The organism is Nonomuraea sp. NEAU-A123 (assembly GCF_018603905.1).
GTDB lineage: Bacteria > Actinomycetota > Actinomycetes > Streptosporangiales > Streptosporangiaceae > Nonomuraea.
Genome location: NZ_JAHFZZ010000005.1, coordinates 509310 through 524103, shown reverse-complemented (window position 1 = coordinate 524103; position 14794 = coordinate 509310). Strand labels below are relative to the sequence as shown.

Sequence of the window (14794 nt, the reverse complement as noted above, 5' to 3'; positions counted from 1 at the left end):
CAGATGAACCACCTGAACGCGGCCGGGCGGACCGCTTTCGGTTTCGACCGCTACTGCGCCGAGATCCTCATGCAGACCGACCTGATGAGGTCCGCGCTCCAGGGCGCCGACCTGACCGCCCCGGTGCCCACCTGTCCAGGCTGGAACATCGGCCAGCTCGTCCGGCACCTGGGCGGCGCCCACCGCTGGATCGAGACGATCGTACGGTCGCGGGCCACCGAGCCGCCCTCCGACGAGGAGGTCCGCGACGTCTCCTGGAACGGAGCCGAGAACCCGGCCGCCCTGGACGCCTGGCTGGCCGACGGCGCCGGGCGACTGGCCGACACGCTGCGCGCGGCCGGGCCCGACGTGCGGGTGTGGACCCCGATCTTCCAGGGCTTGCGCAACCCGCTGTTCTACGCCCGCCGGATGACGCACGAGACGATCCTGCACCGGGCCGACGCGACCCTGGCCGCGGGCGGGCGGTTCGCCGTCGACGCCGAGGTGGCTCTCGACGCCATCGACGAGTGGATGGAGCTCGGTTCGCTGCCGGAGGTCCTCGATCTGCATCCGCAGCATCGCGAGCTGCTCGGTCCCGGCCGTACGCTGCGCTTCGACGCCGACGACACGGCGGCCGCGTGGGTGGTCGACCTCACCGGCGACGTGATCGCGTGGCGCCGGGCGCACGAGGAGACCGCCGTCGTCGTACGGGGACCGCTGACCGACCTGCTGCTCACCATCTACCGGAGGCAGCCCGCCCACAGCGGGCGAATCAAGATCATCGGCGACACGCAGCTCTTCGACTTCTTCCTGGAGCGGGTCGCGTTCGGCTGAACGCCCACCCTCTACCACCAAGCGGGCGTCAACCTCCGTGCAAGCGGGTGTCGTTAGCGTCGCCGGTATGTCACGACGATGGTTATTCGGTACGGGCGCGGCGACCGCGGTCGCCGCGCTGCTGGTCACATCCTCACCGGCGAGCGCGAACACGAAGGCGGCGGCCCCGGCCGCCACTCCGGCGAAGGTGTCCAACGCGTTGCTCCACGCGTGGCTGCGGCGCGACCGCGCGGCGGCCGCCAAGGTGGCCACGCCTTCGGCGGTCAAGTCGATCTTCTCTTACGCCTATCGCGCGCCCGACGAGTTCGCGGGCTGTGTGGGCAACACGTGCCGGTTCATCCACACCAGCGTCCGAGTACCGGGCGGGCTCAACGGCCTGCTCATGATCGTCTCCGGGTCGAAGGTGACCACGGTCTACCAGTCGCGCCACGTGACCAAGCCGGCGGTGGTCGCCAAGCACCTGTTCACGGCGTGGCAGAAGGGTGACCGCAGCCTCGGCCTCGAGGTCGCCACCCGGAAGGTGGTCACCAGGCTCTTCCGCACCAAGTACGACCCCAAGGGCGTGACGTACTACTTCCAGGGCTGCACGAAGGAGACGAAGGGCTATTCCTGCGCCTATTCCTACGATGGCGGCGCCATGCTGATGCACCTCAAGGGCTCGGTCAATCGGGGGTACGACGTCCAGTCGCTCAGCTACCTCGCCGACTGACACCCCGGGGGGAGGGGGCCACCGACCTCGGTGGCCCCCTGCGCGTATCGGTTACAGCGCGACCGGCAGGCTGCGATCCAGGCCGGACACGTGCAGGAGGCTGGTCATGTACGGCCGGGGCCCGGCCAGGACGAGCGTGACGCCCTGCGCCCGGGCGCGGTGCTGGATGCCGACCAGGATGCCCAGTCCGACGGTGTCGCAGAACGACACCTCCGACAGGTCGATGACGAGCGTGCTCGTGCTCGTCAGCAGAGCGGCCATCAGGCTCTGGCGCAGCGCCTTGCTGGTGAAGATGTCGATCTCGCCGGCCAGGTGGACCGTGGTCTCGGCCGATGTTCGGGCGGCCCTGGGAAGCGGGATGGTGTGGGTGATGGTCATGATGTTCTCCCCTTGGTTGTCGCTGTGGCATCCAGTAGGGCGGGGCGGCACCACGTTCCATCCACGGCGGCTCGACGATCGGGTAGGGGATCCAGGTTGAGCCGGTCCGCGCACTCGATCGTGGGAAGCGCGAAAGCGGCGGCGCTCAGCGGTGTGAGCCGAGCGAGAAGCGTTGGCGTCATGGTGGCCGGGCCTATCCAGGCCTCGAAAGAAACCCGCGAATGGTCGATCGCCGTGGGCGACGCTGACCCGAGTGCCAACGCACGAGATGTCCTCGGTCACCCCAGTTTACCGCACTTCAAGTCCGGTATCCGGAATCAGAGGTCCTGAGGCTCACCTTTCGGGAGGCACACGCCGTCAATGGCGAGGGCGAGCAGCCGGTCCGCCTCGGCCGTGCCGTCGGGTTCCCCTTCGACGGCCAGGGAGATGGCGTTGACGAGTTTGAGGAGATCGGCGATGGCGATGCCGGGGCGTACGGCGCCTGCCCGGCGAGCGCTCACGAGGAGTTCGTCGCCGGCGTTCACGATCATGGTGTGACAGGTGGCACCCCAGGTCGGGTCACCTTCGCGGGCGCCGCGGATCAGTGACGCCGCCAGCCCCCGGTTGGCGGTGGCGTGCGCGGCGACGGCACGGAGCCAGGCGACCAGCGCGGGCCCGGGGTCCTGGGCGGCGGCCAGGTCGCGCGCCTTCGCGCAGAGGCCGGCCACCCGGTCCCGGAAGACGGCCTCCAACAGCGCCTGGCGCGAGGAAAAGTGCCGGTGCAAGGTGGCCGAGCCGACCCCGGCGCGCCGGGCGATCTCCTCCAGGGAGGCCTCGGCCCCGTACTGGGCGAAGGCGGCTCCGGCCGCGGCGAGGATCCGGTCGCGGTTGCGGCGCGCGTCAGCGCGGGGCGACCGCCCGGTGCCGGCTTGGGACACAGGTTCCTCCAGCGGTTGCCAAATGGGGTGGTCCTCCATATTGTAACGCCACAGAACCGGAGGACCACCCCGTTTCAGCGTGAGGAGAGATCGTGGACACGACAGGCAAGACCATCCTGGTGGTGGGGGCGACCGGCCTGCAGGGCCGCGCTGTGACGAAACGGCTGCTCGCCGACGGCTGGCGGATCCGGGCGCTGACTCGGGACCCGGACGCCGCACCGGCCCGGGCCCTGGCGGCGGCCGGCGCGCGGACCGTACCCGGCGACATGGAGGACGTCGCCACCTTGATCGCGGCAGCCGAGGGCGCCTACGGCGTGTTCAGCGTCCAGCCCACCGTCGGCTCCCCCGGCACCGCGCCGGGCTTCACCGCGGAGGACGAGGTCCGCTGGGGCGTCAACGTCGCCGAAGCCGCGCACGCCGCCGGCGTCCGGCACACCGTCTTCACCTCGGTCGCCGGCGCGGGCCGTCACGACAGCGAGGTCCTGCCGCTGAACGTGGTAAGCAAATGGCGCATCGAACAGCACATCCACCAGCTCGGCCTGCCCGCGACGATCCTGCGGCCGGTCTCCTTCATGGAGAACTACACCGGCGGATACCACCTGCACGACGGCACCTTGGCGACCGCGTTCGACCCCGGCGTCCGGCAGCAGATCATCGCCGTGGACGACCTCGCCGGGTTCACCGCGCGGGCCTTCGCCGGGCCGCGGGAGTGGATCGGCCGCACGATCGACCTGGCCGGTGACGAACTGACCCCGATCGAGATCGCCGCGGCCATCGCCGAGGCGATCGGGCGGCCCCTGCCGAACGTTCAGCTCCCGCTCGAGATGATCCGGCAGGCCGGCGAGGATTTCGCGTACGCCTACGAGTGGCTCAACGAACGCGGCTACCGAGCCGACATCTCCCTCGCCCGCCGGCTGCACCCCGGGCTGATGGACTTCCGCACCTGGCTCGCCCGGACCGGCGCGGCGCGGATCGCGGCGTTCCTCGACGCGCCGCGCGCCGGACAAAAGTGATCGTCACTTGCCGAACCCTGCCATCAGGCCGCTGAGGAGCTGGCGGCGGCCCACCACGTACAAGGTCAGGATCGGCAGGGTGGTGAGGACGACCGAGGCGAGCACCGCCGGCACGTTGATGCTGTACTGGCCTTGGAAGGACCACAGAGCCAGCGGCAGGGTCCGCTTGTCCGGGCTCTGCGTGAGGATCAGCGGCAGCAGGAAGTTGTTCCAGATCGTCAGCGCGTTGTAGATCGTCACCGTCACCACGGCTGGCCGGGACAGAGGGAACGCCAAGCGCCAGAGTGTCCCCCACTCGGTGGCGCCGTCCAGCCGCATCGACTCGAACAACTCCTTGGGGACGTCGCGGATGAAGTTGGACAGGACCAGCACCGACAGCGGGATCGCGAAGGCTATCGACGGCAGGATCATCGCCAGCAGGGTGTCATAGAGGTGCAGCCGGATGATGATCAGGTAGATCGGGATGACCGTCGCCTGCAGGGGGATGGCCAAACCCATGAGGAACAGGGAGTTCACCGACCGCAGGAACCGGCCGGAGCCGCCCCGCACGATCGCGAAGGCCGCCATGAAGGAGACGGTGACCGCGGGGACCACCGCGCCGATGGTGACGATGAGGCTGTTGACGAAGTACTGCACGAAGTCGGACTCGATGACCATCCGGTAGCTGGCCAGGGTCGGCTCCCCCGGCGGCACCAGCGGGTTCGTCGCGTAGTAGTTGCTCTGTGTCTTGAAGCTGGTGATGACGATCCAGTAGATGGGCACCACCACGATCACCAGCCAGAGCCACCCGCTCACGCCGCCCAGCCAGTTCCAGTGACGGGCGACCACGCGGCGTTCGTGCCGGGGCTGCTGGGCGCGGGTCCGCGCAGGGCGTGTCGTCAGGGTCGTCCCCATGTCAGGCCCCTTCCAACTGGCTGGTGTCGGACTTGCCGCCGCCGAGCCGGCGGAGCAGCAGCGAGAGGGCGAGGCCCACGAAGACGAGGATGAGGGCGATCGCGCTGGCCGGGCCCATGAGGTTGGCCTGGAACCCCCGCTTGTACATGTCCAGGGCGAGCACCCGGGTGGCGTCGCCCGGACCGCCCGCGGTCAGCACGAAGATCAGGTCGAAGAAGGTCAGCGAGCCGACGACCACGAGGGTCGAGGACGTGATCATCGTGTACTTGAGCTGCGGCAGGGTGATGCTGAAGAACTTGCGGATCCGCCCCGCGCCGTCCAGCTCCGCGGCCTCGTACATCGACCGCGGGATCTGCCGTACGCCGCCCTGGTAGATCAGCGAGTGGAACGGGATGAACTGCCAGGACACCACGAAGACCACGACACTGACGGCGAGGACGGGCCTGCCGAGCCAGTCCTGGGTGAGCAGCCCGATCTTCAGTCCGGCGCCGAGCCCGAAGTTCGGGTCGAGCAGCGCCTTGTACGTGATGGCGATGGCCGCCGAGCTGAGCAGGAGCGGGATGAAGTACAGCACCGACAGCAGCGCGCGGTAGCGCTGGGCGCCGGCCAGGAACACCCCGAGCAGGATGCTCGCCGGCGTCTGCACCAGCCAGGACAGGGCCATGATCAGGAACGTCACCCACAGCGCGTGCGGCAGGCCGGGGTCGGTGAGGACGGCGCGCCAGCTGTCGAAGCCCGAGAAGCGGATGTCGCCGATCCCGTCCCAGGTGGTGAAGCTGAGCGCGAGGACCCCGATCAGCGGGACGACCCCGAAGCCGACGAAGAACAGCAGCGCCGGAACGGTCAGCCACGCGAGGGACCCGTTGCGGGCCCCTCGTGTGCCGGCCTGCGGCGCCCCCCGCCCGTGGGAGGTCGGGAGCGCGGTCACTTGCCGATGACCGCGTTCATGTTCGACGTGAACTGCTGCGGTGAGATCGACAGCTGGAACAGCTTGGCGATGTTGTCGAGCAGCACCTCAGCCGCCGTGGGGCTGAGCGCCTGGTCCCAGGACTGGGCGAAGGTCTTGGCATTGCTGGCGATGCCGTAGACGAACTTCAGCCACTCCGCGTCCTTCGAGGAGCCGAACGCGCTGTCAGCGCCCTTGACGATCGGCACCGAGCCGATGCCGACCCACGCCTTGACCTCTTCGTCCGAGAGCACCGAGGCGAAGAACTTCTTGGCGATCTCCTTCTGCTCCGGGCTCGCCTTGGAGGAGATCGACATGTACTGGCCGGGGTTGCCGACCGTGTCACTGGGGTCGCCCTTGCCGCCGTCGACCGGCGGGAAGTTCATGTAGCCGAGGCTGCCACCGGAGACGAAGTCGCCGCCGTCGGTGGACATGCTCCCGTACGTCCAGCCGCCGTGGAGCATCATCGCGGCCTTGCCGGTGTACAGCAGCGCCTGGTCGGCGTTGGAGTCCGCGGTGATCGAGGAGAAGCCCTTGATGAACCCGTTGGCCTTGATCAGGGCCTGCATCTTGGTCAGGGCGTCGATGGCGGCCGGGTTGGACCAGGCGTCCTTCTGACCGTCGAACACGGCCTGGAACACCTCGGAACCGCCGATGCGGTCGAAGAGGAACTCCAGCCACATCATGTTCGTCCAGCGGGACTGCCCGCCGAGGGAGAACGGCGCGATGCCCTTGGCGTTGAACTTGGGCACCAAGTCCATGATGTCGCCCCAGGACTGGGGCGGCTGGGCGCCGATCTGCTCGAAGAGCTTCTTGTTGTAGTACAGGACGATCGGCTGCACGGTCTCGCACGGCATCGCGTAGATCTTGCCGTCCACCGTCGCGGCCCCGAACGAGGACGGGAACAACCGGTCCTTGACCGCGGCGTTCTGCCCGAACCACGACGTGAGGTCCTCGACCTGGCCGGCCTGCACGTAGCTGCGCAGGCCGCCGCCGCCCCAGCCCCAGATGATGGTGGGCGCCTGGCCGGCCCCGATCGCCGTCTTGATCTTCGTCTTGTAGGCGTCGTTCTGGAAGGTCGTCCCGGCGATCTGACCATTGGGGTTGGCCTTGTTGAACCGCTCCATGGCGGCGGTGCGGATGCCTTCCTGCGGCTGCGTGGAGAGATACCAATAAGTGGCCTTGGTGCCACCACCACTGGCGCCGCCGGGGCGGGTCGGGCCGGAGCTGCCGCAGGCGGCGAGCGCGGCGCCCAGGGGCAGGCCCATCGAGAGGCTGAGGAAGGTGCGGCGAGAGGTGTTCCTGGACTCCACGCTGATCTCCGTACTCGAATGCCGGGGGCTGCGCCGCGGCTCGTTGATCATCGGATGCGGTGGCCGGCGGTCGTGGATCAGCACCCCCGGATGCCTCTCCTCCAATCCGCCCTTTAAGTAGGTTCTCGAAACATTTGCGAAATGACCGCGCGGCCGTCAATCTAGGTTTCGGCTGTTGACGTGTCAAGACCCAGTAATCCACCGGCGATCTCCACGCGCAAAGATCACTGAAGCGCGTCGAAACATTGCGAAACATTGCGGGACTAAGGAGAGCGGCAGATGACAGCTGTAGATCGGACCCCCGCGGCGGACCGGATCCTGCGTCCGTGGCAGGACCGGACGCTCCCTGTGGCCGAGCGCGTCGACGCCCTCCTTGCGGAGATGACCCTGGAAGAGAAGGTCGGCCAGCTCGGCAGCCGGTGGGTCGGCAACGACATGCAGCTCACCGACCAGCCCGATCCGGACCCCGAGGTGAGCCTCAATGTGGCGCCCATGCAGGACGTGTTCGCCGCGTCCGGGACCATCCCCCTTGAGGAGGCGAGCCGTCACGGGCTCGGTCATCTGACCCGGATCTTCGGCAGCGCGCCGGTGACCGCGGCGGACGGCGCCGCGGAGGTCGTCCGGCTCCAGCACACTGTTGTCGAACGTTCCCGGCTCGGCGTTCCGGCGCTGGTCCATGAGGAGTGCCTCACCGGATTCACGACCTACGGCGCGACCGTCTATCCCGCGGCCATCGCGTGGGGCGCGACGTTCGACCCCGAGCTCGTGCAGCGGATGGCCGCCGCCATCGGGCGGGACATGCGGGCCGTGGGCGCGCACCAGGGCCTGTCCCCCGTGCTGGACGTCGTGCGTGACTACCGCTGGGGCCGGGTCGAGGAGACGATGGGCGAGGATCCCTATCTCGTCGCGATGCTCGGCGCCGCCTATGTCCGCGGCCTGGAGAGCTCCGGGATCATCGCCACCCTCAAGCACTTCGCCGGATACTCGGCCTCGCGCGCGGCCCGCAACCACGGTCCCGTCCCGATGGGCCGCCGCGAACTGATGGACATGATCCTGCCGCCTTTCGAGGCGGCCATCGTTCTGGGCGGCGCGCGTTCGGTGATGAACTCCTACTCCGACGTGGACGGCGTCCCGGCCGCGGCCGACTCCTGGCTGCTGACCGACCTGCTGCGCGAGGAGTGGGGATTCACCGGGACCGTCGTCTCGGACTACTGGGCGATCCCGTTTCTGGCGACGATGCACGAGGTCGCCGCCGACACCGACGAGGCCGGGGTCCTGGCGCTCACCGCGGGCATCGACGTCGAACTCCCCGACACCCTCGGCTTCGGCGGGCACCTGGTCGAGCGGGTGCGCCGGGGCGAGCTGCCGGAGTCGCTGGTGGACCGGGCGGCGCGCCGCCTGCTCACCCAGAAGGTGGAACTGGGGCTGCTCGATCAGGACTGGACGCCCGAGGGCTCGGTGTCCGCGGCGGCCGCCGTGGACCTGGACTCACCCTCGAACCGGGCGCTGGCGCGCGAGCTGGCCGAGCGGTCCATCATCCTGCTCGACGGCGGCACCACGCTGCCCCTGCGCGCGGACGAGCCGCGTCGCATCGCGGTCGTCGGACCCTCCGCGGCCGAGCCGCGTGCCTTCATGGGGTGCTACGCCTTCCCCAACCACGTCCTGCCCCGCCACCCCGGCCTCGGGCTCGGCGTCGACGCGCCCAGCCTCCTCGACTCCCTGCGGACCGAACTGCCGCACGCCGAGATCGTCCACGAACGCGGCTGCGACGTGCGGGGCGAGGACCGCTCGGGCTTCGCCGCCGCGACGGACGCGGCCCGCGAGGCGGACCTGTGCATCGCCGTCGTGGGCGACCTGGCGGGCCTGTTCGGGCACGGGACCTCGGGCGAGGGCTGCGACGCCGAGGATCTGCGGCTGCCCGGGGTGCAGGAGGACCTGCTGGCCGGCCTCGCCGCCACGGGGACGCCGGTCGTCGTGGTCGTCGTCTCGGGCCGCCCGTACGCGCTGGGTGAGGTGCACGCCGGGGCCGCCGCGCTCGTACAGGCGTTCATGCCCGGCGAGGAAGGCGCTGCGGCGATCGCCGGCGTGCTCTCCGGACGGGTCCAGCCCGGCGGCAAGCTGCCCGTGCAGATCCCCCGCGGGCCGGGCGGGCAGCCGGGCACCTACCTGCAGCCGCCGCTGGGCGCGAACAGCCACGGCATCAGCAATCTCGACCCGACTCCGCTGTTCCCGTTCGGGTTTGGCACCTCGTACACCTCCTTCGAGGTCGGCGATCTGCGCGTCAGCGACGCCGAGGTGCCCACCGACGGCGAGTTCACCGTGTCGGTCCGCGTCCGGAACACCGGCGGCAGAGCGGGTGAGGAGGTCGTCCAGCTGTACCTGCACGACGTTCTCGCCCAGGTCACCCGGCCGGTGCGGCAGTTGGCCGGGTTCGCGCGGGTGCGGTTGGAGCCCGGTACGAGCACGGACGTGCGCTTCCGCGTACACGCGGATCGGACCTCCTTCACCGGCCGTGACCTGCGGCGGATCGTCGAGCCCGGGGACGTCGAGGTGCTCGTCGGCACGTCCGCGGCCGACCTGCCGTGCCGCGCCGTCATACGGCTGACCGGCCCGCTGCGGATCGTCGGCCGGGGCCGGCGGCTCGTCACGCCCGTGGAGGTGGGCCCTGCTACGGGCGAGCAGGAGGGCCGAGATGCCGGCCAGTCCTAGGCGGGCCACGCTGGCCACCGTCGCAGCCTCGGCCGGCGTGTCCGTCGCGACCGTCTCCAAGGTGCTCAACGGCCGCAGCGACGTCGCGCCGGCGACCCGCTCCCTGGTGCAGTCACTGCTGCAGCAGCACGCCTATGTCGCCCCGGCACCGCGCCGCGTCGAGGCGACCGGGAGCGCCACGATCGAAGTGCAGTTCGACGCGGACTTCACCGCGTACTCCACCGAGATCATCCAAGGCGCGGTCGAAGGCGGGGCCGAGGTCGGCGTCGGGATCGTGCTCAGCATCCGGAGAGGTGAGGACCGTACCGCCGCCTGGGCCCGCGACCTGATCTCCGCCGGGCGGCGGGCGCTGATCGCCGTGACCAGCGAACTGACCTCCGCGCAGCTCGCCGCCCTGTCCCGGGCACGCCTGCCGCTGGTCCTGATCGACCCGCTGAACCTGCCGCGCACCCGCGTGACCAGTATCGGCTCCACCAACTTCGCCGGCGGCCTCGCCGCGACCCAGCACCTGCTCTCCCTGGAGCACCGGCGCATCGCCTACGTCGGCGGCCCGGCGACCGCGGCCTGCAACCAGGCCCGCATGCACGGCTACCGCGCCGCCATGGAGGCCGCGGGGGTGCCCGTGCCTCCCGGCTATGTACGGGCAGGGCACTTCCGCTATCAGGACGGCGTGGTCAACGGCGCGGCTCTGCTCGACCTGGCCCAGGCGCCGACGGCGATCTTCGCGGGCAGCGACGAGACGGCCCTCGGGGTCATGGAGGCCGCCCGGGCGCGGGGCCTGCGCATCCCGGAGGACCTCAGCGTGGTGGGCTTCGACGACACCCAGCTCGCCCGGATGGCCTCACCGCCGCTGACCACCGTCCGCCAGCCGCTGCGCGAGATGGGCGGCGTCGCCGTACGCACGGCGCTGCGCCTGGCGGCCGGCGAGAAGATCGACTCTCACCACGTCGAACTCGCCACCGAGCTGATCGTCCGGGGGTCGACGGCTCCGGCACTCTGACGACCCGCATGTCCGCCTAGTAGTCCCGCACCGTGGTCGCGCATAGACGGCGTGGCAGGCATGAGGACACAGTGACAGGGAACGGAGCAGTTCAGAGGGGCTGCGGACGGCGAGGGGGCGTCGATGGCGCGCTGCCTGGTCACGGGGGCGACCGGTTACATCGGGGGACGGCTGGTCCCCGAACTGCTGGCCGCCGGTCACGACGTCCGGTGCATGGTGCGGTCGGCGGCGCGGCTGCGCGATCTGCCCTGGGCCGGGCGGACCGAGGTCGCCGAGGCGGACGCCACCGACCCTGAGCGAACGGTCCAGGCTCTGCGAGGGGTCGAGATCGCCTATTACCTGATCCATGCCATGGGCACCGCCGGCCGGTTCGCCGACCGGGACCGCCTGGCCGCGTGTACGTTCGCGGCGGCGGCCGAACGGGCGGGAGTGCGGCGCATCGTCTACCTCGGCGGGCTCACCGGCGACCTCACCGACGTGCTCTCCCCGCACATGCGCTCGCGCGCCGAGGTGGGCGAGATCTTCCTGCGGGCGGGCGTACCGGCGGTGGTGCTGCGCGCCGCGGTGATCATCGGCTCCGGTTCCGCGTCGTTCGAGATGCTGCGATACCTCACCGAACGGCTGCCGGTCATGACGACCCCACGCTGGGTACGCAGCCCCACGCAGCCCATCGCCGTACACGACGTGCTGCGCTACCTCGTGGCGTGGGCGGCCGTCCCCGGCACCGTGAACAGGGGCTTCGACATCGGCGGTCCCGACGTGCTGACCTATGCCGACATGATGCACGGCTACGCGTCCGTGGCCGGCCTGCCCTCGCGGGTGATCATCCCGGTGCCGGTGCTCACTCCCAAGCTGTCCAGTCTCTGGGTCGGCCTGGTCACCCCGGTGCCCGCGGGCATCGCGCGTCCGCTGGTCGAGTCCGTGCGGAACGCGGCCGTCTGCCACGAGCACGACATCGCGCGTTACGTACCCGATCCTGAGGAGGGGCTGATCGGGTTCCGCCAGGCCGTCTCCCTGGCCCTCATGAAGATCAAGGAGGCCGACGTCACCACCCGCTGGTCCTCGGCGTCCACGCCAGGCGCGCCAAGCGATCCGCTGCCGACGGACCCCGGCTGGGCCGGCGGCAGCCTTTACATCGACCGCCGCAGCAGCCCGGTGGACGCGAGTCCCGAGGCCCTGTGGCGGGTCATCGAGGCCATCGGCGGTGAGAACGGCTGGTACTCCCTGCCTGTCGCGTGGCGCCTGCGCGGCCTGCTCGACCGGCTCGTCGGCGGCGTGGGACTGCGGCGCGGCCGACGCGACCCCGACCGGCTGCGCGTGGGCGACTCGGTCGACTTCTGGCGGGTGGAGGAGCTGCTGCCAGGCCGGCTGCTGCGCCTGCGCGCCGAGATGCGGCTGCCCGGCCTCGCCTGGCTGGAGCTGGGGGTCAGCGTGGCGCACGGCCGCACGTTCTACACGCAGCGGGCAATCTTCCATCCGCGCGGGCTGCTCGGCCACCTGTACTGGTGGGCGATCTCGCCGTTCCACGGGCTGATCTTCGGGCGGATCCCGGTCAACATGGCCGCCGCGGCAGCGCGGTCGGAGCGGTCCGGCGCCGGCCGCGTCAGGTAGCTCGCCCCGCCACCTGCGACAGGCCGGTGAACGGTACTCCAACGTTGACTTACCCGACGGCGGCGCCATGACGACCAGTGTCAGGAATAGCCCAACGCTCACTTCGTCGCTCGGCAAACCTGGCCATTTATGGACCAACCGGACGCTGTCACCGTCAAGGTGCCCGCCCTCCTCGCCCCCGACGAGGCAGTTGCTCCCGTCCGAGGACGGCGGCAGAAGGGCCACCCCTCATGCACCTCAAGCGTGCGTTATCGGCTGCCTTCAGCATCACCTGCGCGACCGTCCTGACCCTGGCCATCACCACGCAACCGGCCGCGGCGATCCCGCCGAACATCCCGTCCGCCGCCACCGCGGCCTCCCGCCTCGGGACCCTGACCGTCGCCGCCGAATCCCACAGCAGTACGTACGACCGCGACCTGTTCCCGCACTGGATCACCCAGAGCGGAACCTGCAACACCCGCGAGGAGGTCCTCAAGCGGGACGGCACCAACGTGGTGACCAACTCCGCCTGCGCGGCCGTCTCCGGCACCTGGTACAGCCCCTACGACGGCGCGACCTGGACCGCCGCCTCCGACGTGGACATCGACCACATGGTCCCCCTGGCCGAAGCGTGGGCCTCGGGGGCATGGGCGTGGACGACCGCCCAGCGCCAGACGTACGCCAACGACCTGGGCGGCCCCGAGCTGTGGGCCGTGACGGACAACGTCAACCAGTCCAAGAGCGACCAGGACCCGGCCGAATGGCAGCCGCCGCTCACCGGCGAGCGCTGCCGCTACGCCCGATCCTGGATCCAGGTCAAGTGGTACTACAGCCTGAGCCTCGACAGCGCGGAAAAGACGGCGCTGAGCAGCATGCTCGCCTCCTGCTGACCCTGCCCACCCCAACGGCACAGCCGTTCTGGGGGCAGTCGCTCACGGCACAACGCCTCCGAGGAAGCGGGGGCGTTGTGCCGCCCGCCGGGTTTGATCGCCTTCGGTGACGGAGACGCCGTCGTTGAGGAGGCGCCCGCGTGAACTTCGGGTACGCCGTCCGGTCGATCGACGCCACCCGAATCCCCGGAAACCGTCACCGACCAGCGCGCTAACGACCGATGATCAAGGGCACCCGCAACGTGATCAGTCGTAGCAATCTCGCGGGCGTGGGTTGGGCTGCTTGTTCACCAGTTCGCAGGCCGGGCTGGCAGCAGGGCGGCGAGCACTCCTCATTCCACCCGGAGCCCGCTCCCGAGGCCACCTCCGGGGTCGCCCGCGAGGCCGACCCGGCCTCCTGATGCGGTGGGCGACGGCGGGTAGTCATCGACGGTCATGGAGTTGTAGAGGCGTGCACTCTTGGTGGTGAGGCGGAGGAGGGCGCGGCTGGGTCCTGCGGGCAGGGCGGAGATCAGGCGGGCGCCATGGGCCAGTCCCGAGACGCCGAGGCGGGACGTGGGGACCAGGGTCTTCGCCACGCTCAGCGCGACCGCGCGGCTGCCGCGCACATGCTCCGCCATCGCCCGCTCGTACGCGGGGAAGGCTCGTTCGTGGTCGCCGCCCGCCCGCGCCAGTTCCCCGGCGAGGACGTACGCGCCGACGACGGCCAGGCTGGTGCTGCCGCCGACGGCCGGGCCGGGGCAGTAGCCCGCGTCGCCGACGAGCGTCACTCTCCCCCGCGACCAGGTATCCATGCGGAGCTGGGTGATCGAATCGAAGTAGAACGCCGGGGTGCGGTCGAGCTCGTCCAGCCAGCGGTCCACGTCGGGGTGCATTCCCTCGAACGCACCGCGCAGCAGCTCCTTCTGCCGGGGCACGTCGTGGTGGTGGTAGTCGAGCTCGCGCTCGCTCCGGAACAGGAACAACGCCCGCGCGTCGCCGAGGTGCCGCGCGCCGTACATGCCGGCAGTGCGGCCGACGCCGACGTGCATGAGGAGCTCGCCGCCGAGGCCGGAGACGTTGGGCAGGGTCAGCACCCCGAGGTAGGCCCCGATGAAGGCGCTGAAGCGGGACTCGTCGCCGAAGACGAGGCGACGCACGTTGGAGTGCAGCCCGTCCGCGCCGACGACGAGGTCGAAGCGGCGCGGCGCGGCGTTCTCGAACCGCACCTCGCCGTCGGGCGAGATCGCGGTGATCGAGTCGCCGAAGACGTACTCGACGTCGTCGCACGCGGCGTCGTAGTAGATCTCGCTCAGGTCGTCGCGCATGATCTCGACGTGCCGGTCGGAGGCGGCGCTGAAGATCTTGGAGAGGTTCACCCGGACGGGACGCCGTGCGCCCTCCCGGCAGAGGGTCATCCGGTTCGCGCCGGTGGCCCGCTCCTCGACGCGCGGGAGCACGCCCATCTTCTCCGAGATGTTCATCGCGGGCCGGAACAGGTCGACCGCGTGGCCGCCAGTGTTGCGCAGAGCCGGCGCGCGCTCGACGACGGTGACGGAGAAGCCGTGCCTGGTGAGCCAGTACGCCAGCACCGGACCGGCGACGCTGGCGCCGGAGATGAGAATCCGCATGAGTATGTCTCC

The 14794-nt window shown here is 70.3% G+C and carries 13 protein-coding genes; 7 read left to right on the top strand and 6 right to left on the bottom strand.

All coding sequences use genetic code 11. The annotated features are described in order from the left end of the window. The first annotated feature begins 3 nt into the window (after window positions 1–3). A complete protein-coding gene (locus KLK06_RS18190; RefSeq protein ID WP_214636652.1) occupies window positions 4–813 on the top strand; it encodes a maleylpyruvate isomerase family mycothiol-dependent enzyme in 810 nt (269 codons plus the stop codon). Window positions 814–880: 67 nt separating this feature from the next. Continuing rightward, a complete protein-coding gene (locus tag KLK06_RS18185) occupies window positions 881–1522 on the top strand; it encodes a hypothetical protein (protein ID WP_214636651.1) in 642 nt (213 codons plus the stop codon). A 51-nt stretch (window positions 1523–1573) separates the two neighbouring features. On the opposite strand, the gene KLK06_RS18180 is transcribed toward KLK06_RS18185, so the two are convergent. Both KLK06_RS18180 and KLK06_RS18175 read right to left on the bottom strand, forming a co-directional pair. Continuing rightward, window positions 1574–1900, bottom strand: coding sequence for an STAS domain-containing protein (locus tag KLK06_RS18180; RefSeq protein ID WP_214636650.1), 327 nt, complete (start codon window positions 1898–1900; stop codon window positions 1574–1576). Between the two features lie 317 nt (window positions 1901–2217). Further along, window positions 2218–2817, bottom strand: a complete 600-nt coding sequence (locus tag KLK06_RS18175) for a TetR/AcrR family transcriptional regulator (RefSeq protein ID WP_308168313.1) — start codon at window positions 2815–2817, stop codon at window positions 2218–2220. A gap of 92 nt (window positions 2818–2909) precedes the next feature. On the opposite strand from KLK06_RS18175, the gene KLK06_RS18170 reads away from it, so the two are divergent. Continuing rightward, window positions 2910–3830 (top strand): NmrA family NAD(P)-binding protein, encoded by a 921-nt coding sequence (locus tag KLK06_RS18170; RefSeq protein WP_214636648.1) that lies wholly within the window; start codon window positions 2910–2912, stop codon window positions 3828–3830. Window positions 3831–3833: 3 nt separating this feature from the next. Here KLK06_RS18170 and KLK06_RS18165 read toward each other — a convergent pair whose 3' ends face one another. From KLK06_RS18165 to KLK06_RS18155, 3 genes are read right to left on the bottom strand one after another with little or no spacing between them, the layout of a single operon-like run. Beyond that, window positions 3834–4724: a carbohydrate ABC transporter permease gene (locus KLK06_RS18165; RefSeq protein WP_214636647.1), complete on the bottom strand. Its 891-nt coding sequence runs from the start codon at window positions 4722–4724 to the stop codon at window positions 3834–3836. A 1-nt stretch (window position 4725) separates the two neighbouring features. Further along, window positions 4726–5652, bottom strand: coding sequence for a carbohydrate ABC transporter permease (locus KLK06_RS18160; protein WP_374197123.1), 927 nt, complete (start codon window positions 5650–5652; stop codon window positions 4726–4728). Further along, the gene (locus tag KLK06_RS18155; RefSeq protein ID WP_308168312.1) at window positions 5649–7067 is read right to left on the bottom strand and encodes an extracellular solute-binding protein; all 1419 of its coding nucleotides are present in this window, start codon (window positions 7065–7067) and stop codon (window positions 5649–5651) included. The genes KLK06_RS18160 and KLK06_RS18155 overlap by 4 nt, the downstream gene beginning before the upstream one ends. 195 nt (window positions 7068–7262) lie before the next feature. Between KLK06_RS18155 and KLK06_RS18150 the strand changes: the two genes are divergently transcribed. The 4 genes from KLK06_RS18150 to KLK06_RS18135 all read left to right on the top strand — a co-directional run bounded on the left by KLK06_RS18150 (window position 7263) and on the right by KLK06_RS18135 (window position 13172). Beyond that, a complete protein-coding gene (locus KLK06_RS18150) occupies window positions 7263–9692 on the top strand; it encodes a glycoside hydrolase family 3 N-terminal domain-containing protein (protein ID WP_214636646.1) in 2430 nt (809 codons plus the stop codon). After that, window positions 9676–10692: a LacI family DNA-binding transcriptional regulator gene (locus KLK06_RS18145; RefSeq protein ID WP_214636645.1), complete on the top strand. Its 1017-nt coding sequence runs from the start codon at window positions 9676–9678 to the stop codon at window positions 10690–10692. Before KLK06_RS18150 ends, KLK06_RS18145 begins: the two co-directional genes overlap by 17 nt. Window positions 10693–10815: 123 nt before the next feature. Continuing rightward, window positions 10816–12303, top strand: a complete 1488-nt coding sequence (locus KLK06_RS18140; protein ID WP_214636644.1) for an SDR family oxidoreductase — start codon at window positions 10816–10818, stop codon at window positions 12301–12303. Between the two features lie 230 nt (window positions 12304–12533). Continuing rightward, window positions 12534–13172 (top strand): HNH endonuclease family protein, encoded by a 639-nt coding sequence (locus KLK06_RS18135; protein ID WP_214636643.1) that lies wholly within the window; start codon window positions 12534–12536, stop codon window positions 13170–13172. Window positions 13173–13504: 332 nt separating this feature from the next. Here KLK06_RS18135 and KLK06_RS18130 read toward each other — a convergent pair whose 3' ends face one another. Beyond that, a complete protein-coding gene (locus KLK06_RS18130) occupies window positions 13505–14782 on the bottom strand; it encodes an FAD-dependent monooxygenase (protein ID WP_214636642.1) in 1278 nt (425 codons plus the stop codon). Window positions 14783–14794 lie beyond the last annotated feature (12 nt).